This is a genomic window from Variovorax sp. KK3 (genome assembly GCF_001984055.1).
Classification (GTDB): domain Bacteria; phylum Pseudomonadota; class Gammaproteobacteria; order Burkholderiales; family Burkholderiaceae_C; genus Variovorax.
In genome coordinates, this window is record NZ_LYVO01000011.1 from 69,760 (window position 1) to 87,675 (window position 17,916).

General features: G+C 67.6%; 21 protein-coding genes and 1 riboswitch. Of the genes, 12 read left to right on the top strand and 9 right to left on the bottom strand.

The window, feature by feature from the left end; translation table 11 throughout:
* Nucleotides 1-80 precede the first annotated feature (80 nt).
* The gene (locus tag B0W80_RS07820; protein ID WP_076998562.1) at nt 81-710 is read right to left on the bottom strand and encodes a hypothetical protein; all 630 of its coding nucleotides are present in this window, start codon (nt 708-710) and stop codon (nt 81-83) included.
* A 103-nt stretch (nt 711-813) separates the two neighbouring features.
* A riboswitch (S-adenosyl-L-homocysteine riboswitch) is annotated at nt 814-882 on the top strand.
* Nucleotides 883-955: 73 nt separating this feature from the next.
* Here B0W80_RS07820 and ahcY point away from each other — a divergent pair.
* From ahcY to B0W80_RS07840, 4 genes are read left to right on the top strand one after another with little or no spacing between them, the layout of a single operon-like run.
* Nucleotides 956-2,383 carry an adenosylhomocysteinase gene (ahcY, locus tag B0W80_RS07825; RefSeq protein ID WP_076998563.1) on the top strand — a complete coding sequence of 476 codons (1,428 nt, stop codon included), beginning with the start codon at nt 956-958 and terminating at the stop codon, nt 2,381-2,383.
* 30 nt (nt 2,384-2,413) lie between these two features.
* The gene (locus B0W80_RS07830) at nt 2,414-3,211 is read left to right on the top strand and encodes a TlyA family RNA methyltransferase (protein WP_076998564.1); all 798 of its coding nucleotides are present in this window, start codon (nt 2,414-2,416) and stop codon (nt 3,209-3,211) included.
* The gene (gene metF, locus B0W80_RS07835; protein ID WP_076998599.1) at nt 3,162-4,022 is read left to right on the top strand and encodes a methylenetetrahydrofolate reductase [NAD(P)H]; all 861 of its coding nucleotides are present in this window, start codon (nt 3,162-3,164) and stop codon (nt 4,020-4,022) included. The genes B0W80_RS07830 and metF overlap by 50 nt, the downstream gene beginning before the upstream one ends.
* Nucleotides 4,019-4,714, top strand: a complete 696-nt coding sequence (locus B0W80_RS07840) for a septal ring lytic transglycosylase RlpA family protein (RefSeq protein ID WP_256856512.1) — start codon at nt 4,019-4,021, stop codon at nt 4,712-4,714. The genes metF and B0W80_RS07840 overlap by 4 nt, the downstream gene beginning before the upstream one ends.
* A gap of 15 nt (nt 4,715-4,729) precedes the next feature.
* Here the strand turns inward: B0W80_RS07840 and B0W80_RS07845 are convergent, their stop codons facing one another.
* Nucleotides 4,730-5,626, bottom strand: coding sequence for a 23S rRNA (adenine(2030)-N(6))-methyltransferase RlmJ (locus B0W80_RS07845; RefSeq protein WP_076998565.1), 897 nt, complete (start codon nt 5,624-5,626; stop codon nt 4,730-4,732).
* A gap of 183 nt (nt 5,627-5,809) precedes the next feature.
* Between B0W80_RS07845 and rplM the strand changes: the two genes are divergently transcribed.
* The 4 genes from rplM to mdtD all read left to right on the top strand — a co-directional run bounded on the left by rplM (nt 5,810) and on the right by mdtD (nt 8,621).
* Nucleotides 5,810-6,241 carry a 50S ribosomal protein L13 gene (gene rplM / locus B0W80_RS07850; protein ID WP_076998566.1) on the top strand — a complete coding sequence of 144 codons (432 nt, stop codon included), beginning with the start codon at nt 5,810-5,812 and terminating at the stop codon, nt 6,239-6,241.
* An 11-nt stretch (nt 6,242-6,252) separates the two neighbouring features.
* Nucleotides 6,253-6,645 (top strand): 30S ribosomal protein S9, encoded by a 393-nt coding sequence (gene rpsI, locus B0W80_RS07855; RefSeq protein WP_076998567.1) that lies wholly within the window; start codon nt 6,253-6,255, stop codon nt 6,643-6,645.
* Between the two features lie 144 nt (nt 6,646-6,789).
* The gene (gene erpA, locus B0W80_RS07860; RefSeq protein ID WP_076998568.1) at nt 6,790-7,155 is read left to right on the top strand and encodes an iron-sulfur cluster insertion protein ErpA; all 366 of its coding nucleotides are present in this window, start codon (nt 6,790-6,792) and stop codon (nt 7,153-7,155) included.
* A gap of 47 nt (nt 7,156-7,202) precedes the next feature.
* Nucleotides 7,203-8,621: a multidrug transporter subunit MdtD gene (gene mdtD / locus B0W80_RS07865; RefSeq protein ID WP_076998569.1), complete on the top strand. Its 1,419-nt coding sequence runs from the start codon at nt 7,203-7,205 to the stop codon at nt 8,619-8,621.
* A gap of 13 nt (nt 8,622-8,634) precedes the next feature.
* Here the strand turns inward: mdtD and B0W80_RS07870 are convergent, their stop codons facing one another.
* Together B0W80_RS07870 and B0W80_RS07875 are read right to left on the bottom strand one after the other, a co-directional pair.
* On the bottom strand, nt 8,635-9,750 hold the full coding sequence (locus B0W80_RS07870) for an anhydro-N-acetylmuramic acid kinase (RefSeq protein WP_076998570.1): 1,116 nt from the start codon (nt 9,748-9,750) through the stop codon (nt 8,635-8,637).
* A 21-nt stretch (nt 9,751-9,771) separates the two neighbouring features.
* On the bottom strand, nt 9,772-11,121 hold the full coding sequence (locus tag B0W80_RS07875) for a M23 family metallopeptidase (RefSeq protein ID WP_076998571.1): 1,350 nt from the start codon (nt 11,119-11,121) through the stop codon (nt 9,772-9,774).
* 160 nt (nt 11,122-11,281) lie between these two features.
* On the opposite strand from B0W80_RS07875, the gene tyrS reads away from it, so the two are divergent.
* Entirely contained in the window at nt 11,282-12,514 is a 1,233-nt protein-coding gene (gene tyrS / locus B0W80_RS07880; RefSeq protein ID WP_076998572.1) for a tyrosine--tRNA ligase, read from the top strand.
* Between the two features lie 36 nt (nt 12,515-12,550).
* On the opposite strand, the gene B0W80_RS07885 is transcribed toward tyrS, so the two are convergent.
* Entirely contained in the window at nt 12,551-12,847 is a 297-nt protein-coding gene (locus tag B0W80_RS07885; protein WP_076998573.1) for a hypothetical protein, read from the bottom strand.
* Complete coding sequence (locus B0W80_RS07890) at nt 12,844-13,353, bottom strand: FecR domain-containing protein (RefSeq protein WP_256856513.1); 510 nt, start codon at nt 13,351-13,353, stop codon at nt 12,844-12,846. The genes B0W80_RS07885 and B0W80_RS07890 overlap by 4 nt, the downstream gene beginning before the upstream one ends.
* A gap of 99 nt (nt 13,354-13,452) precedes the next feature.
* Between B0W80_RS07890 and B0W80_RS07895 the strand changes: the two genes are divergently transcribed.
* Nucleotides 13,453-14,400: a cation diffusion facilitator family transporter gene (locus B0W80_RS07895; RefSeq protein WP_076998574.1), complete on the top strand. Its 948-nt coding sequence runs from the start codon at nt 13,453-13,455 to the stop codon at nt 14,398-14,400.
* Nucleotides 14,397-14,837, top strand: a complete 441-nt coding sequence (dtd, locus tag B0W80_RS07900) for a D-aminoacyl-tRNA deacylase (RefSeq protein ID WP_076998575.1) — start codon at nt 14,397-14,399, stop codon at nt 14,835-14,837. Before B0W80_RS07895 ends, dtd begins: the two co-directional genes overlap by 4 nt.
* Here dtd and ybeY read toward each other — a convergent pair.
* Both ybeY and B0W80_RS07910 read right to left on the bottom strand, forming a co-directional pair.
* On the bottom strand, nt 14,831-15,283 hold the full coding sequence (gene ybeY / locus B0W80_RS07905; RefSeq protein ID WP_076998576.1) for an rRNA maturation RNase YbeY: 453 nt from the start codon (nt 15,281-15,283) through the stop codon (nt 14,831-14,833). The genes dtd and ybeY overlap by 7 nt on opposite strands.
* On the bottom strand, nt 15,280-16,260 hold the full coding sequence (locus B0W80_RS07910) for a PhoH family protein (protein ID WP_179106854.1): 981 nt from the start codon (nt 16,258-16,260) through the stop codon (nt 15,280-15,282). Before B0W80_RS07910 ends, ybeY begins: the two co-directional genes overlap by 4 nt.
* Between B0W80_RS07910 and ruvA the strand changes: the two genes are divergently transcribed.
* Nucleotides 16,259-16,831 carry a Holliday junction branch migration protein RuvA gene (gene ruvA / locus B0W80_RS07915; protein ID WP_076998577.1) on the top strand — a complete coding sequence of 191 codons (573 nt, stop codon included), beginning with the start codon at nt 16,259-16,261 and terminating at the stop codon, nt 16,829-16,831. The two genes, B0W80_RS07910 and ruvA, sit on opposite strands and share 2 nt — an antisense overlap.
* Nucleotides 16,832-16,954: 123 nt before the next feature.
* Here ruvA and B0W80_RS07920 read toward each other — a convergent pair whose 3' ends face one another.
* Nucleotides 16,955-17,908 carry a phosphatidate cytidylyltransferase gene (locus B0W80_RS07920; protein ID WP_076998578.1) on the bottom strand — a complete coding sequence of 318 codons (954 nt, stop codon included), beginning with the start codon at nt 17,906-17,908 and terminating at the stop codon, nt 16,955-16,957.
* Nucleotides 17,909-17,916: the final 8 nt, after the last annotated feature.

A 17,916-nucleotide genomic window follows, 5' to 3' on the forward strand; every position in this document is an offset into this window, starting at 1 on the left:
CGATTTTAAGAGGCCGGGCCTTCAGGCACCGCATCAGGCCACGCGCCCGCATCCCTCTGCAGCCAGGCGCGCGGAGCAGATCACATCGGCGGCGCGAAACCGTTGCGCCCGACCAGCATGCGCAGCGCGGTGGGCTTGCCGTCCTTCACCTGCGCGGTGATCACCACCTTGGCGCCGGGCACGACCAGGGCGGCCTGGTCGCCGTTGCCCGGCTTGAAGGTGACGACCGGCGTGCCGGGCGGCACGATGACGGTCTGCTCGCCGTCCTTGTACTTGAGCAGCAGCTTGTGGCCACCGGGGGTCGATGCGGGCGCCGCCTCGAGCTGCGCCACCGTGGCGTTGGTCATCGTGCTCTGGGGCAGCAGGTCCCACGGGCGAAAACCTTCGCCGGCACCGCGGGCCGCCTCGGGGAACACCAGCACCTCGACTGCGCGCTGCGTGCCGTCGGGCTGCGGCACGGCGCCGGCACCGACGAAGCTGCCTGGCTTGATGTCGGCCAGGGTGAGCGGCACCACTTCCGAAACGTTCATGTCGGGCGGTCGCACCATCGTCACGGTTTCGCCGCTGCGGTCCTTGACCGTGAGCGAGGCTGCATCGGCGCGTTCGATGACGCCGCGCACGCGCACGCTCTCCTGCGCGAAGCTGGCGGCAGGCCAGGCAGCCGAGGCCGCGATCACGAAAGACAAGGCAAGGGCTTTGAATGGTGGCATGGGAGGAGAGGGGATGGGTTGCAGTCCAGGACGGACTGGAAGCAGTCTAGGACGATCGGCCAACCGGCGCTGGCCGTGAAAAAAGCCCAGGCGCTAGAATGCCGGCTCCGAGGAGCGTTGCAGCGCCATCAGGCGTGAGGCTCGGACCACATCGCAACCACGCTCAACCGCTGTTCTCGCGGTGAGTCTCAGACCCCCACCCAGCCCGACCAGCGGCATTTTCAAACTTCGTTTTGGAGCCAAGCATGAGCGCTGTTCTCAAATCCGCCGCCGACCAGGCGATCGCCGATATCTCCCTGGCCGCCTGGGGCCGCAAGGAAATCCGCATCGCGGAAACCGAAATGCCCGGCCTGATGGCCATTCGCATCGAATACGCCAAGAGCCAGCCGCTGAAGGGCGCGCGCATCACCGGCTCGCTGCACATGACGATCCAGACCGCGGTGCTGATCGAAACCCTGCAGGCGCTGGGCGCCACCGTGCGCTGGGCCTCCTGCAACATCTTCTCGACGCAGGACCATGCAGCCGCCGCCATCGCCGCCACCGACACGCCGGTGTTCGCGATCAAGGGCGAGTCGTTGGAAGACTACTGGGACTACACCCACCGCATCTTCGACTTCGGCCCCAAGGGCTCGGCCGGCGAAGGCCCGAACATGATCCTGGACGACGGCGGCGATGCCACGCTGCTGATGCACCTGGGCCAGAAAGCCGAGAAGGACCAGAGCGTGCTGGCCAACCCGACCAGCGAGGAAGAGCGCATCCTGTACGCCGCCATCAAGGCCAAGCTGGCGACCGATGCCACCTGGTACACCCGCAAGTCGGCCGAGATCCTCGGCGTGACGGAAGAAACCACCACCGGCGTGCACCGCCTCAACGAAATGGCTGCCAAGGGCACGCTGCTGTTCCGCGCCATCAACGTGAACGACTCGGTGACCAAGAGCAAGTTCGACAACCTGTACGGCTGCCGCGAGTCGCTGGTGGACGGCATCAAGCGCGCCACCGACGTGATGATCGCCGGCAAGGTGGCCTGCGTGGCCGGCTACGGCGACGTGGGCAAGGGATCGGCCCAGGCCCTGCGCGCGCTGAGCGCCCAGGTGTGGGTGACCGAGATCGACCCCATCAACGCGCTGCAGGCCGCGATGGAAGGCTACCGCGTCGTGACGATGGAATACGCGGCCGACAAGGCCGACATCTTCGTCACCACCACCGGCAACAAGGACGTCATCACGCACGCCCACATGGCCGCCATGAAAGACCAGGCGATCGTTTGCAACATCGGCCACTTCGACAACGAGATCGAGGTCGCCTCGCTCGAGAAGTACGAGTGGGAAGAGATCAAGCCGCAGGTCGACCACGTGATCTTCCCGGACGGCAAGCGCATCATCCTGCTGGCCAAGGGCCGCCTGGTGAACCTGGGCTGCGGCACGGGCCATCCGAGCTACGTGATGAGCTCGTCCTTCGCCAACCAGACCATCGCCCAGATCGAGCTCTTCACCAAGCCCGACGTGTACCAGGCCGGCAAGGTCTACGTGCTGCCCAAGCACCTGGACGAGAAGGTCGCGCGCCTGCAGCTGTCGAAGCTCGGCGCCCAGCTCACCGAGCTGACCGATGCCCAGGCCGCCTACATCGGCGTGGACAAGAACGGCCCGTACAAGCCGGACACCTACCGCTACTGAGCAACCCCGGGCAGTGACTCGCGCAGCACCGTGCGCGCCGACCAGTTGCTCGTCGAACGCGGCTTGGCCGCCTCGCGCTCGCAGGCCTCGCGGCTGATCGCGGGCGGGCTGCGCTGGCGCACCGGCGCCGACTGGCGCACGGTCGGCAAGAACGGGGACGAGGTACCGGTGCATGCCGAGCTGGAGCTCGCCGATGCGGCCGAAGCGCGCTACGTCTCGCGCGGCGGCCTCAAGCTCGAGGGTGCGTTGGCGGCGGCCGGCATGTCGGTGCGAGGCAAACGCTGCCTCGACGTCGGGCAGTCCACCGGCGGCTTCACCGACTGTCTGTTGCAGCAGGGCGCCCGCCATGTGGTGGGCGTGGACGTGGGGCACGGACAACTGCACGCGCGCCTGCAAGCCGATGCGCGCGTGACGGCGCTCGAGGGCATCAATGCGCGTGCGCTCGATGCGTCGACCTTGAGCGCGGCGCCGACTGCGGCGATGCCGTTCGACCTCGTGGTGGGCGACCTGTCCTTCATCTCGCTCACGCTGGTGCTGCCGGCGCTGCTGCCCTTGCTGGCAAGCCAGGGCGAGCTGCTGATGCTGGTCAAGCCTCAGTTCGAGCTGCAGCCGGGCCAGATCGGCAAAGGCGGTATCGTGCGCGATGGCGCGCTGTACCCGGTGGTCGAGCAGCGCTTGCGCACGGCCTGCGAAGGGCTCGGCTTGCAAGTGCGGGGATGGTTCGACAGCCCGATCGCGGGCGGCGACGGCAACCGCGAATTCTTCATTCATGCCGCTCATGCAAGCGGTTCACCAGGAGCCGGCCGTGCGCCTTCCGTTGAGCTTTGAGTTCTTTCCGCCCAAGACGCCCGAAGGCGTCGTGAAGCTGCGCGCGGTACGCCAGCAGCTGTACGCGCACCGGCCCGAGTTCTGCTCGGTGACCTATGGCGCCGGCGGCTCTACGCAGTCGGGCACTTTCGGCGCGGTGCGCGAGATCCTTGAAGAGGGGGTCGACGCGGCCTGCCATTTCTCGTGCATCGGCGCGACGCGCGCCACGGTGCGCGAGCAGTTGGCGGAACTCAAGTCGATGGGCGTGAAGCGCCTGGTCGCATTGCGCGGCGATCTGCCCAGTGGCTACGGCATGGGCGGCGAGTTCCACTACGCGAGCGACCTGGTGGCATTCATCCGCGAGGAAACCGGACGCGACTTCCATATCGAGGTGGCCTGCTACCCCGAGGTGCATCCGCAGGCCCGCTCGCCCGAGGCCGACCTGCAGGCCTTCGCAGCCAAGGTGCATGCGGGGGCGGATTCGGCGATCACGCAGTATTTCTTCAGCCCCGAGGCCTACTTCCGCTTCGTCGAGGAGTCGCGCAAGCTGGGGCTCGACACGCCGATCGTGCCGGGCATCATGCCGATCACCAGCTCGACCCAGCTGATGCGTTTCTCCGACGCCTGCGGTGCCGAGATTCCGCGCTGGATTCGGCTGCGGCTGCAGGGCTTCGGCGACGACATCGCTTCCATCAAGGCGTTCGGCCTCGACGTCGTGACCGATCTGTGCGATCGGCTGCGCGCCGGTGGTGTGCCCTCGATTCACTTCTATACGATGAACCAGTCGGTGGCGACGCTCGCGTTGCTGGATCGGCTGGCCTGGGGCGAATGATCGGGCGCCGGCTCGCGAAGGCGCTGGCGATGGTGCTGGCGTCCGCAGCCCTGGTGGCCTGCACCACGCCGCCCAAGCCGCCCGAACCCGAGCCAGCCAGCGCCGAAGCGGTGCCCGGCACCGGCCTGCGGCCCTTGACGCGGCAGCCTGCCGTGCCGCCCGGCGCGCCACCGCGTTCGCAGGTGCCCTCGGTGCGCTACGACCTCTCGGTCTCGGGCATGGCGGAGGACGACGGCATCCCGGGCGACGCAGGCCCGCGCGAAATCTTCGAGCGCGGCGGTGCGTCGTGGTACGGCATCCAGTTCCACCAGCGCAAGACCGCGAACGGCGAGCGCTTCGACATGGCGGCGATGACCGCCGCGCACAAGACCCTGCCTTTCAACACCCGGGTGTGCGTGCGCAGCCTGGTCAACGGAAAGGAAGTCATGGTGCGCATCAACGACCGCGGCCCTTATGCGTCCGGGCGCATCATCGACCTGAGCCGGGCTGCGGCCGAGTCGCTGGGCATGCTGGGGCTGGGCATCAAGCAGGTGGCGCTGTCGATCGTCGACAAGAACAGCGCGCGCTGCGGCGACACGGCCATCGACGCCGATGCGATCGATGCGCCGCCGCCCGAAGCGGCCACCGTCAGGCCCGCGCGAAAGGCCGCGCCGCGCGCGACCCGGGAAGTGCCTGCGCGCCAGCGGCGCTGATGTCGATCTGAACGGTCAGCCGCCCGCTTCGAGCGAAGAGGTCGCGTGGCGGTCCTGCGCGAGGCGCTGGGCCATCTGCGGCAGGGCGGCTTCGAGCTGGGCCTTGAGCGTGTAGGGTGGGTTGATCAAGAACATGCCACTGGCCGGCAGGCCCGGGCGGTGCTTCTCGCCGGCCGTGTCCGTGATGATCTTGCTCGACTTCACCGTCAGCGTCGCATGCAGCCAGGGCTTGCCGGCCTTGGTCGCCATCGTCTTCAGGCGGCGTGGCAGGTCATGGGCCTCCGGCCGCGGAATGATCGGATACCACACCGCGTAGGTGCCGGTGGCGAAGCGCTTGAACGCGCCACCGACGAAGTCGAGCACGCGCCCGTAGTCGCTCTTGATCTCGTAGCTCGGGTCGCACAGCACCAGGGCCCGGCGCGAGGGCGGCGGCAGGAACTTGGTGGCGCTGCCGAAGCCGTCCTCGCTTAGCACCGCGATGCGGCGTCCGGCGTCGAGCTGGGCGATGTTGGCGGCCAGCGTGCGGGCGTCGGTGGGATGAAGTTCGTAGAGCTTGAGCTTGTCGTGGTCGCGCAGCAGGTGCTGGGTGATGAAGGGCGAGCCGGGGTAGACGCGCGCGCCGCCCTTGGGGTTGAACTCGCGCACCAGCGCCACGTAGCGGGCCAGCGCCTCGGGCATTGGCGGCGCGTCGGGTGGGTCGGCCGCGAGCAGGCGCAGCACCCCTTCGGCCGCCTCGCCGCTGGTGCCGGCGTAGTCGCCGTCGAGCCGGTAGAGGCCGGCGCCGGCGTGGGTATCGACCACGGTGAGCGCGGTGTCCTTTTCGAGCAGGTGTTCGAGCACGGCGATCAGCACCGTGTGCTTGAGCACGTCGGCGTGATTGCCGGCATGAAAGGCGTGGCGGTAGCTGAACATGAGGCATGGTAACCGGCCAGGAGAAGTCTTTGCCCGGCCAGGCGGCTTCTTTGTATAATCGCGGGCTTCGCAGCGCATTGCGGCCCCGCGGCGAAGTCATCCTTCCCACCTAAGAGGTTCCCGACAGAGGAACACCGACCGTGGAAAAGGGCCCGCCAAACCTCTTCCTTTCCAGGAAAACTCATGACCAAGACGTTCAGCGCAAAGCCCGCTGACGTGACGCACGAGTGGTTTGTGATTGACGCGACCGACAAGGTCCTCGGACGAGTAGCCAGCGAAGTTGCTCTCCGTTTGCGCGGCAAACACAAGGCCATTTACACGCCTCACGTCGATACCGGTGACTACATCGTCATCATCAATGCAGCCCAGCTGCGTGTCACCGGCGCCAAGCCGCTCGACAAGGTGTACTACCGCCATTCGGGTTACCCGGGCGGCATCACCGCCACCAACTTCCGCGACATGCAAGCCAAGCATCCGGGCCGCGCCCTGGAAAAGGCCGTCAAGGGCATGCTGCCCAAGGGGCCGCTGGGCTACGCGATGATCAAGAAGCTCAAGGTGTACGGCGGTGCCGAACATCCGCACACCGCCCAACAGCCCAAAGCGCTGGAAATCTAAGGAGCTTCCGAATGATTGGTGAATGGAACAATGGCACCGGCCGTCGCAAATCGAGCGTCGCCCGCGTGTTTCTGAAGAAGGGCTCCGGCAAGATCACGGTCAACGGCAAGGACATCACTGAGTTCTTCGGCCGCGAAACCTCGATCATGATCGCCAAGCAGCCGCTGTACCTGACCGACAACGTCGAAGCCTTCGACATCATGGTCAACGTGGCAGGCGGCGGCGAATCGGGCCAGGCCGGCGCGACCCGCCACGGCATCACCCGTGCGCTGATCGACTACGACGCCTCGCTCAAGCCCGTGCTGAGCCAGGCCGGCTTCGTGACCCGCGACGCCCGCGAGGTGGAGCGCAAGAAGGTCGGCCTGCATTCCGCACGCCGCCGCAAGCAGTTCTCGAAGCGCTGATCGGTTCGCCGGTCGCGTCGCTCGGCCCATTTGGGCCTGCTGCCCGCACTGTCAAAGAGCCGCCCTCGGGCGGCTCTTTGGTTATTGAAGTAGCATTTGTCCCCTTGGCCGCATCGTCCGGCCCCGCCACAGGAGTTCTGCCCCATGAGTGCCGTTGCCGACAATGTTCAAACCCAGATGCCCGAGCCGATCGTCTTCACGGACAGCGCGGCCGCCAAGGTGGCCGACCTGATCGCCGAAGAAGGCAATCCCGATCTCAAGCTGCGTGTCTTCGTCCAGGGCGGTGGCTGCTCTGGCTTCCAGTACGGATTCACCTTCGACGAAATCGTCAACGACGACGACACGACGATGACCAAGAACGGGGTGTCGCTCCTGATCGATGCCATGAGCTACCAGTACCTGGTCGGCGCCGAGATCGACTACAAGGAAGACCTGCAGGGCGCCCAGTTCGTGATCAAGAACCCCAACGCGACCAGCACCTGCGGGTGCGGATCCAGCTTCTCGGCCTAATGGGCTGAGCCCCTCGCGAAAGCCGCCTCCGGGCGGCTTTGTCGTTCATGAGCGATCCCATTTCCTCTCGCAAGAGCCTGCTGTGGCTCGTGGCCGTCGGCTTCTTCATGCAGACGCTGGACGCCACCATCATCAATACCGCCCTGCCGGCCATGGCGGCCAGCCTGGGCGAAAGCCCGCTGCGCATGCAGTCGGTGGTGGTGGCCTATTCGCTCACCATGGCGATGCTGATCCCGGCCTCGGGCTGGATCGCCGACCGCTTCGGCACCCGGCGGGTCTTCTTCGGTGCCATCGTGCTGTTCGTGATCGGGTCGGTGGCGTGTGCGATGTCCTCCAGCATCGGTCCGCTGATCGCGGCACGCGTGCTGCAGGGCATGGGTGGTGCGCTGCTGCTGCCGGTGGGGCGGCTGGCGCTTCTGCGCACGGTGCCGCGCGCGGAATTCCTGGCAGCGATGAGCTTTGTGGCCATCCCCGGGCTGATCGGGCCGCTGCTGGGCCCCACGCTGGGCGGCTGGCTTGTGCAGTACGCGTCCTGGCACTGGATCTTCCTGATCAATGTGCCGGTGGGCCTGGCAGGCTGCATTGCCACCCTGCGGCTGATGCCGGACCTGCGCGCCGTGCTGCAACGCCGTTTCGACGGTGCCGGCTACGCCATGCTGGCCTTCGGCATGGTGGCGGTCTCTCTGGCGCTGGACGGCGTGTCGGGCCTGGGCCTGCGTCAAGCCGGCGTGCTGCTGCTGCTGGTGTTCGGCTTCGCCAGCATCGCGGCCTACTGGCTGCACGCGCTCCGACGTCCCGATCCGCTGTTCGAGCCTTCGCTGTTCCGGATTCCCACCCTGAGCATCGGCCTGCTGGGCAACCTGTTTTCACGCCTCGGCAGCGGCTGCATGCCGTTCCTGATTCCGCTCCTGCTACAGGTTTCGATGGGCTACTCGCCCTTGCGGGCCGGGCTGATGATGCTGCCGATCGCGCTGGCCGGCATGGCCATGAAGCGGGTGGCGACGCCGCTGATACTGCGCTTCGGCTACCGCCGCGTGCTTGTGGTCAACACTTCGCTGGTGGGGCTCACGATGGCCAGTTTCGGCCTGTCCGGGCCGGACCAGCCGATCGCGCTTCACATCCTCCAACTGGTCGCGTTCGGCGCCGTGAATTCGCTGCAGTTCACCGCGATGAACACGGTCACGTTGCGCGATCTCGACCAGGGCATGGCCAGCAGCGGCAACAGCCTGCTGTCGATGGTGCAGATGCTCGCGATGAGTCTCGGCGTGGCGGCGGCCAGCGCCGTGCTGGCAGGCTACGGAGATGCCTTCGGCCATGCGAACGCGCTGGCGACACTGCATGCCTTCCAGGCCACCTTTGCCAGCATGGGGCTGATCACCGTGGCTTCGGCCCTGATCTTCTGGCACCTGCCGCCGCATGCGCGCGAGGTCCAGCCGGAACAGCCCGAGGTGTCGGGCCAGCATTGAGCCAAGTGGCCCGTCAGGCGGGATAGATCGCGCCCAGCACGCGCGCGCCGCGGGCGCCGGTCACGCTGGCCAGGTTGCCGGATTCGCGGCGCATGGTGCTGCGCGCCAGCCAGGCGAAAGCGGCCGCTTCCACCTGCTGGGGCGGAAGGCCGCGCTCGGCCGAGGAAAAAACCTGCACCGCAGGCAGCAGGGCTTGAAGCCGCGCCATCAAGTGGTCGTTGAGCGCACCGCCGCCGCAGACGATCAGGAGACGGATATCGGGCCCGTGCCGTTGCAACTCGGCCGCGCACACCATCGCGGTCAATTCGGCCAGCGTCGCCTGCACGTCGGCCGGCTGGGTGGCCGCTTGGCTCAAATGAGCCGCCAGCCAGGCCGGGTTGAACAGGTCCCGGCCGGTGCTCTTGGGAGGCGGCTTGGTGAAATACGCGTCGGCCAAACAGCGCGACAACAGGTCGGGCAAGACATGCCCACTGGCCGCCCAGCGTCCGCCCGAGTCGAAGGGCTGGCCGATGTGGCTCTGGCACCAGTGGTCGAGCAAGGCGTTGCCAGGACCGCAATCGAAGCCCAGCACCGTGCCTTCGCCGGCCGGCAGCAAGCTCAGGTTGGAGATGCCGCCCAGGTTGAGCACAGCCACCGCCTGGTCGTCTCTCGCGAACAAGGCGCGGTGAAACGCCGGCACGAGCGGCGCGCCTTGTCCGCCGGCCGCCAGGTCGCGGCTGCGGAAATCGGCGACCACGGCGATGCCGCAAAGCTCCGCAAGCAGCGACGGGTTGTTGATCTGCAGGGTGTAGCCAACCTCGTCGAACTCCCCGGGCCGGTGGCGCACGGTCTGCCCGTGGGCGCCGATGGCGGTCACGGCCTCGGCCAAAGCACCCGTCTCGGTCAACAAGCGTTCCACGACACCGGCGTAGACCCGCGCGAGCCCGTTTCCAGCCAAGGCGGCGCGGTGAAGTTCGTTGTCGCCACCCAGGGCGTTGAGCGCCAGAAGCTCGGCGCGCAAGGAGACGGGGAAGCTGGCGGCCGCGTGGGCCTTGACCGCGATGCGGCCGCCCGAAAAGTCCGCCAGCACGCCGTCGACCCCGTCGAGCGAGGTGCCGGACATCAGGCCGATGAAGAGTTCTTCAGCCATGCCTGGGTGGCAGCGGGGGGATCAGTCTGCGCTGGCCTGGACGACGGAAAAGGCAGCGGAGAGCTCGGTGCGGGTGGCCAGTGCGAGGCGCTCGAACGCCGGGCGTGCTGCCGTGGAGATGGGTGCGCCGCCGTCCTGCTGCGCGAGCGTGGTCGGGTCGCGGTATTCGCCGTTCACCCGGAACTCGAAGTGCAGGTGCGGGCCGGTGGCCCAGCCGGTGGAGCCGACCGCGCCCACGGTCTGGCCCTGGCTCAAGGTCTGGCCCACCTTGACGTCGATGCGGCTCAAGTGCGCATAGGCCGTCTGCTGGTTGTTGCGGTGGTTGACGATGACGATATTGCCGTAGCCGCTTTGCACGCCAGCGAAGTCCACCGTGCCGTCGCCCACCGCGCGCACCGCCGTGCCGGTCGGTGCGGCGAAGTCGACGCCATTGTGCTGGCGCCAGGTGTTGATGATCGGATGCATGCGCATCGCGAAGCCGCTGGACACGCGCGTGAATTCGACTGGCGAGCTCAGGTAGGCGCGACGCAGGCTGTCGCCGCTGGGCCGGTAGTAGGCACCCTTTTGGCCGGGCTCCTGGAACCACAGCGCCTGGTAGAGCTTGCCGTTGCTTTCGAACTCGGCCGACAGCACGCGGCCGGTGCGCAGCGTCTGGCCATCGGCCTCGAAGGTTTCGTAGACGACGGCGAAGCGGTCGCCCTTGCGCAGCGAGCGGAAATCGACGTCGCTCGAGAAGATGTCGGCCAGCTGGCTGGCGACCGGATCGGGAATGCGCGCATCGTCGGTGGCCGCGAAGAGCGAGCTGCGAACGATGCCGCTGGCCAGCCGGGTGCCGGGGGTCAGTGCGTCGGTCTCGGTGCGGGCGCGGAAGCTGCCGCCGACCTTTTCGACCACCAGCCGCTTGAAGCCGCCGTTGCCGTCGGGAATCCAGCGGGCGCTGAGCTTCTCGAGGGCGTTGTCTTGCGTGGCCTCGGCCGTGACCGTGCGGCCGGCGCGGCCCAGCAGCGCGGTGCGGGCGTCGGCATTGCCGCGCACGAAGGCGGCTGCCGCGTCGTCGGCGATGCCCAGGCGCCTCAGCAGCGCCTCGGCGGTGTCGCTCGAGCGGGTGATTTCGGTGCGGAACAGCGTGAAGCCGTGGGTGTCGAGCGACTCCACCTGGTCGGCGAAGGCGAGCGGCTTGACGGCCTCGAACACCTGCTTAACGGGGAGCTCGGACGCGTCGGGGCCCAGCGAGGCAACAGCGAAGGCGCCGCCGCCGGCGCACAGCAGCAAAGCGGCGATGGCCGCGGTGATCTGCCGTGGGTAGGTGCGGAAGGTATGGGCAACCTTGGATGCAAGCGCTTCCTCGGCGGCCAGGATGCCGTTGATCAAACTACGAATTCCAGCTCAGGTTCTGCAGGTCCGCGCTGCATGAGACCGTGTAAGACGGGGGAGCAGGACGGTGCGGCAAAAAGCGCCGCTTAGAATCCGGCGCTTGAAAAAGTCGGGCTGAGTATAGCTTCGGACATAGAGAAAACTGCCCCAATAAGCCATGAATCCCGGTTTTGTTACATCCGCAAGTCTGTCTGATGGCGTAGGACAAGCTCTCGAGATTTCGCTTCGTGGAACCGATGAGTTGCTGCCCCAGGACGAATGGGTCAAGAAGCTCCAGCGCGCCGAGGCCACCGGTCAGCCGCTGCGTATCAAGCTGGGTTTGGACCCGACCGCGCCGGACATCCACATCGGCCACACCGTGGTGCTCAACAAAATGCGCCAGCTCCAGGACCTGGGCCACCAGGTGATCTTCCTGATCGGCGACTTCACCACCACCATCGGCGACCCCTCCGGCCGCAACAGCACACGGCCGCCGCTGACACGCGAGCAGATCGAGGCCAACGCGCAAACCTACTACCGCCAGGCCAGCCTGGTGCTGGACCCGTCGAAGACCGAGATTCGTTACAACTCCGAGTGGAGCGACCCACTGGGCGCGCGCGGCATGATCCAGTTGGCCGCCAAGTACACGGTGGCCCGCATGATGGAGCGCGACGACTTCCACAAGCGATTCAAGGCGGGCCAGTCGATCTCGGTGCACGAGTTCCTGTATCCGCTGATGCAGGGCTACGACTCCGTGGCTTTGAAATCCGACCTGGAACTGGGCGGCACCGATCAAAAGTTCAACCTGCTCGTAGGCCGCCATCTGCAGCAGGAGTACGGGCAGGAGCCGCAGTGCATCCTGACGATGCCGCTGCTCGAGGGCCTGGACGGCATCGAGAAGATGTCGAAGAGCAAGAACAACTACATCGGGATTTCCGAGGACGCCAACACCATGTTCGCCAAGGTGCTGTCGATTTCCGACGAGCTGATGTGGCGCTGGTACACGCTGTTGTCCTTCCGCTCGTTGGCCGAGATCGAGACGCTCAAGGCCGAGATCGCCGGCGGCCGCAATCCAAAGGACGCCAAGGTCGCGCTGGCCAAGGAGATCACGGCGCGCTTCCACGACGCAGCGGCGGCCGATGCGGCCGAGCAGGACTTCATCAACCGCAGCAAGGGCGGCGTGCCCGACCAGATTCCCGAGCTGTCGTTGACCGGCGCGCCGCTGGGCATTGCCCAACTGCTCAAGCAGGCTGGCCTGGCCCCCTCCGCCTCCGAAGGCAATCGGCTCATCGACGGCGGTGGCGTGCGCGTCGATTCGAACGTGGTCAGCGACAAGGGCCTCAAGCTGGCCGCCGGCACCTACGTCCTGCAGGTCGGCAAACGGAAATTCGCGCGCGTCACGCTGGGCTGAGAGACGACCCCGCGAGTGTCGGGGCGGTCGCCGACGTCAGCGGGCCCGCTCGCCCGGGGGCGGCAGAAGGTCGAACAGCGCCGCGTTGTCCGCTCGCAGGCGTGCAGGATCGACCTGGTCGAGCACCGGCCCGCCGCGCGCGCGTGCGGTCGCGCGCTGATAGGGCTTGGACAGCGTCTCTTCGGTGTCGTTGTTGCCGCGCACGGTGACGGCCGACGTGGCGCCGTCGGCCGACGGCAGCAGCACCACGCGCGTGAGCGAAGGCGAGGTGCAGGCCGCGAGCAGCACGGCCGAGGCAGCGAAGGCGTAACGGATCAGTCGATGGAAGTTCATTGCGCGGGCGCCTCCGCCTGCACGATGAAATCGGCGCCCCGGATGCCGATGGTGGCGGTCTGCGTCTCGATGCGCACCGCGTCCGGTTGCGTCCTGCCGATCAGCCCCGTGACCATGCGCATCGACCCGCGCAGCAGCGACAGCATCAGGCTGCCGTCGCGCGTGGATGCGTCGAAATGAAACTGCTTGAGGTCGAGCCGGGACGAGGGGCCGACGACCAAAGTCGTGCCGTCGCGCAGCACCAGGCTGGCGGCCGAGTCGGCCGCGGTCTGCACGCGGTCGATCGGTGCGACGCGGTCACCGGCCTGCGCCGTGCGCGTGCGGCCGTCGGCGCCGAGCAACTGGACCTGGCCGCGCACCGCTTTCAGAATGCCGGCGTGTTCTTCACTGGGCACGGGGCCTGTCGTCGCGGGGGCCGTGGGGGTCTGTGCGAGCGCGCCGGTGGCGGCCAGCAGAAGGATGCACAGCGCGGCAGCCATGCGGTTCGTCTTGAGCGTGTGCGACACGAGCTCTCCCAAAGTTTGCAGCGATGGTACGCGACCGAGGCGCGGCACTGGCCCCGCTGATAATCGCGCGACCGCCGGCGGCGCCGTCTTCGATATTCCTTGCCCAACTCGCGTCCCCTTCCTTCATCCAAGAGCTGGAGCCCCCAGGCGCTGCTTCGCGCCTCGATTGCGGTCGCGCTCGTCACCATCGTCCTCAAGGGCCTGGCCGGCTGGCTGACCAACTCGATGGGCCTGATCTCCGATGCCATGGAGTCCTTCGTGAACCTGGCCAGCGCGATGTTCGCGCTGGCAATGGTGACGATCGCGGCGCGGCCGGCCGACGAGGACCATCCCTACGGCCACCACAAGGCCGAGTACTTCTCCTCGGGCTTCGAGGGCATCCTGATCATCGCCGCGGCCGCGGCCATCCTGTGGGTGTCGGTGGTGCGGCTGCTGTCGCCTCAGCCGCTGGAGCAGCTGGGATGGGGTCTCGCGCTGTCGGTGCTGAGTTCGGCGTTCAATGCCGCGCTGGCGATGGCCCTGTTCCGCGCCGCGCGCACCCATCGCTCGATCGCGCTGGAAGCCGACGCCAGGCACCTGGTGGCCGACGTCTGGACCTCCGCCGCCGTGCTGGTGGGCATCGTCGCGGTCAGCCTGACGGGCTGGCTCTGGCTCGACCCGGTGCTGGCGATCGGCGTGGCGCTCAACATCGCGCGCGAAGGCGTCAAGCTGGTCTGGCGATCGTCGCAGGGCCTGATGGACGAGGCCGTCGATCCAGAAGCGCAGGCCCTGCTGCATGCCGTGCTGACGGAGTTCGCCGCCAGCGTGCCCGAAGGCGCGCAGTTGCGCTTCGACGACATCGTGACGCGCCGCGCTGGCCAGCGCCGCTTCGCCGACCTGCACATGCACGTCCCGGGCGAATGGCCACTGCAGCGCGCCGCCGGCCTGCGCGACACGCTCGAGCAGGCACTCATGGACGCCGTGCCCGGCCTGCGCGTGACGATCCAGCTGCTGCCGTTGGGCATGGAGGCGCGCGCCACCCAGAACAAGGAGGGCATCGCATCGTGAAGGCATTGCTGCAGCGCGTGGCCGAGGCCCGTGTCGACATCGCGGGGCAGACCGTGGGCCAGATCGGGCCCGGCCTGCTGGTGCTGCTGTGCGCCGAACGCGGCGACCACGACGCCTTGGCCGACCGTCTGCTCGCGAAGATGCTCAAGCTGCGCATCTTCTCCGACGAGGCCGGCAAGATGAACCGCAGCGTTCAGGACATCGGTGGCGGACTGCTCGTGGTGAGCCAGTTCACGCTGGCCGCCGACACCCGCGGTGGCAACCGCCCGAGCTTCACGCTGGCGGCGCCGCCCGACGAGGGCCGGCGGCTCTACGAGTACTTCGTGGCGCGGGCGCGCGAGGCGCATTCGGTCGTGGCCACCGGCGAATTCGGTGCCGACATGCAGGTGCGGCTCGTCAACGACGGCCCCGTCACCATTCCCTTGCAGGTTCAGTAGGGGTTGCGGATACCGAGCCGCGCGAGGATCTCGACCTCGCGGGCTTCCATGGCTTCCGCATCGGCTTCGCCGGTCTCGTGGTCCCAGCCCTGCGCATGCAGCGTCCCGTGCACCAGCAAGTGGGCATAGTGCGCGGCCAGGGTCTTGCGTTGCTCCTTCGCTTCGCGCGCAACCACGGGTGCACAGAGCACGAGGTCCGCCATCACCACCGGCGCCTGCGCATAGTCGAAGGTCAGTACGTTCGTCGCGTAGTCCTTGCCGCGAAACTCCCGGTTGAGCTGCTGGCCTTCCTCGGCATCGACGATGCGCACGGTGATCTCGCCGTCGCCGTCCAGCGAATGGCGGATCCACCGCGCGACCCGGTGGCGCGGCAGCGCCGCGCGATGCCGCGCCACGTCGCGAAAGCGCGCGAACTGCAGCGAGAGCGACAGGTCGGCCAGCGTCATCCGCGCGCGTCGGCCCGCTTGCGCGCGCCGTCGTAGGCATCGACGATGCGTGCCACCAACGGATGCCGCACCACGTCGCTGGTGTTGAAGTGGGTGATGGCGATGCCGTTGACCCGCCTGAGCACGCGTTCCGCATCCACCAACCCGCTGAGCTGGCCCTTGGGCAGGTCGACCTGGCTCACGTCGCCCGTCACCACCGCCTTGGCGCCGAAGCCGATGCGGGTCAGAAACATCTTCATCTGCTCGGGCGTGGTGTTCTGCGCCTCGTCGAGGATCACGAAGGCGTTGTTGAGCGTGCGCCCGCGCATGAAGGCCAGCGGCGCGATCTCCAGCGTGTTGCGCTCGAAGGCCTTCTGCACGCGCTCGAAGCCCATCAGGTCGTAGAGCGCATCGTAGAGCGGGCGCAGGTAGGGGTCGACTTTCTGCGTCAGGTCCCCCGGCAGGAAGCCGAGCCGCTCGCCGGCCTCCACCGCCGGTCGCGTGAGCACGATGCGCTGCACCGCGCTGCGCTCCAGCGCGTCGACCGCGCTGGCCACCGCCAGGTAGGTCTTGCCGGTGCCGGCCGGGCCGATGCCCAAGGTGATGTCGTGGTTGGCGATGTTGTGCAGGTACACGCTCTGGTTGGGCGTGCGCGCCTTCAGGCCGGCGCGCCGCGTCGCGAGCGTCACGGCGCCGTCTTCGTCTTCGCCGAGCGAGCTGTCGCCGGCCAGCGTGAGCTGCACGACCGCCGCATCGATGGGCCGCTGCGCGATCTCGTACAGCGCCTGCAGCACCTCGAGCGCGCGCTGCGCGTTGACCTTGTGGCCGTCGACCTTGAACTGTTCGTGGCGGTGCGCGATCTTGACGTCCAGCGCTTCCTCGATGCGCCGCAGGTGCCCGTCCAGCGGCCCGCACAGGTGCGACAGGCGGGTGTTATTGGGCGGGGCGAAGGTGTGTCGCAGAATCACGCGGATTTCATTTTCGAAAAGGGCACCCATGATAGGCAAACTCACCGGCATCCTGGCCGAGCGCAATCCGCCCCAGGTGGTGGTGGACTGCAATGGGGTCGGCTACGAGGTGGACGTGCCGATGAGCACCTTCTACAACCTGCCCGGCACCGGCGAGCGCGTTTCGCTGCTCACGCACTTCGTGGTGCGCGAGGACGCGCAGATCCTCTACGGCTTCGGCACCGGCGAAGAGCGCGCGGCCTTCCGCCAGCTGATCAAGATTTCGGGCGTGGGGCCGCGCACGGCGCTGGGCCTGCTCAGCGGCATGAGCGTGGCCGAGATCGCGCAGGCGGTCACGCTGCAGGAGGCAGGCCGCCTGGTGAAGATTCCCGGCATCGGCAAGAAGACGGCCGAACGGCTGCTGCTGGAGCTCAAGGGCAAGCTGGGCGCCGAGATCGGCGCGCCGGTCCACGCGGCCAGCGACGCACAGGCCGACATCCTGCAGGCCCTGGTGGCGCTGGGCTACAGCGACCGCGAGGCCGCGGCCGCGCTGAAGGCATTGCCCAAGGACGTGGCGGTGGGCGATGGCATCAAGCTGGCGCTGAAGGCCCTCGCAAAGTAACCAATTTCGGGGCGCCAGGGTGGTGATACCAGGAACACCGCGGAATCGGCTTTGCCGGGCCGCCGGTGTTGCCCCCGGCGAAAGGTTGGCGGACCACACGAAGTGGGGGAGCCTGGGGGAGAGCTAAGTTGTCCACCAGAAGCGCAGTGCGTGGAAATAGATCGGCGCCGCGAAGACCACCGAGTCCAGCCGGTCGAGCATGCCGCCGTGGCCCTCGATCATCGTGCCCCAGTCTTTCACGCCGCGGTCGCGCTTGATGGCCGACATGACCAGCCCGCCGAAGAAGCCCATCACGCAGATGGTGAGTGACATCAGCGCCGCCTGCCACGGATTGAAGGGCGTGGCCCAGTAGAGCGCCGCGCCGAGCGCGGTGGCGCTGGCCACCCCGCCGATCAGGCCTTCCCAGGTTTTGGATGGCGACAGCTCGGGCGCCACCTTGCGCCGCCCGAAGAGCTTGCCCCAGACGTACTGCAGCACGTCGCTGCCCTGCACCACGATCACGAGGAAGGCGATCAGCAGCAGGTTGCGGCCCTCGAAGCCGGGGATCTGCAGGGTGAGCAGCGCCGGCACGTGGCTGATGCAGAACACGCAGACCATCAGGCCCCATTGCACCTTCGAGGTTCGCTCGAGGAAGCGCTTGGTGTCGCCGCCTACCGCCGCGAGGATGGGCAGCACCAGGAAGGCATACACGGGGATGAAGATCGCGTAGAGCCCGTACCACTCGATCCAGATCAGGAAGTACTGCACCGGCAATGCGACGAAGAAGGCCACCGCGATCGCGTGATGGTCGCCGCGCCGCGTGTAGGCCAGGCTCATGAACTCGCGCAGCGCGTAGAACGAGATCAGGTAGAAGAGCACGATCACCCCGCCCTTGCCGAAGGCGAAGGCCAGGCCGATCACGGCCACCATCACCCACCAGGCCTTGACGCGGGCGTTGAGGTTGTCGATGACCGAATGCGGCCCGCCATGCGCGACGCGCCACTTGAGCAGCGCGCCGATGGCCGAAGCGAGGATCAGCACGCCGGCGACGCCGCCGAAAAGCATCCAGGTGGCGTGGGTCGAGGCGTTCAGGGTCATGGCGTCGG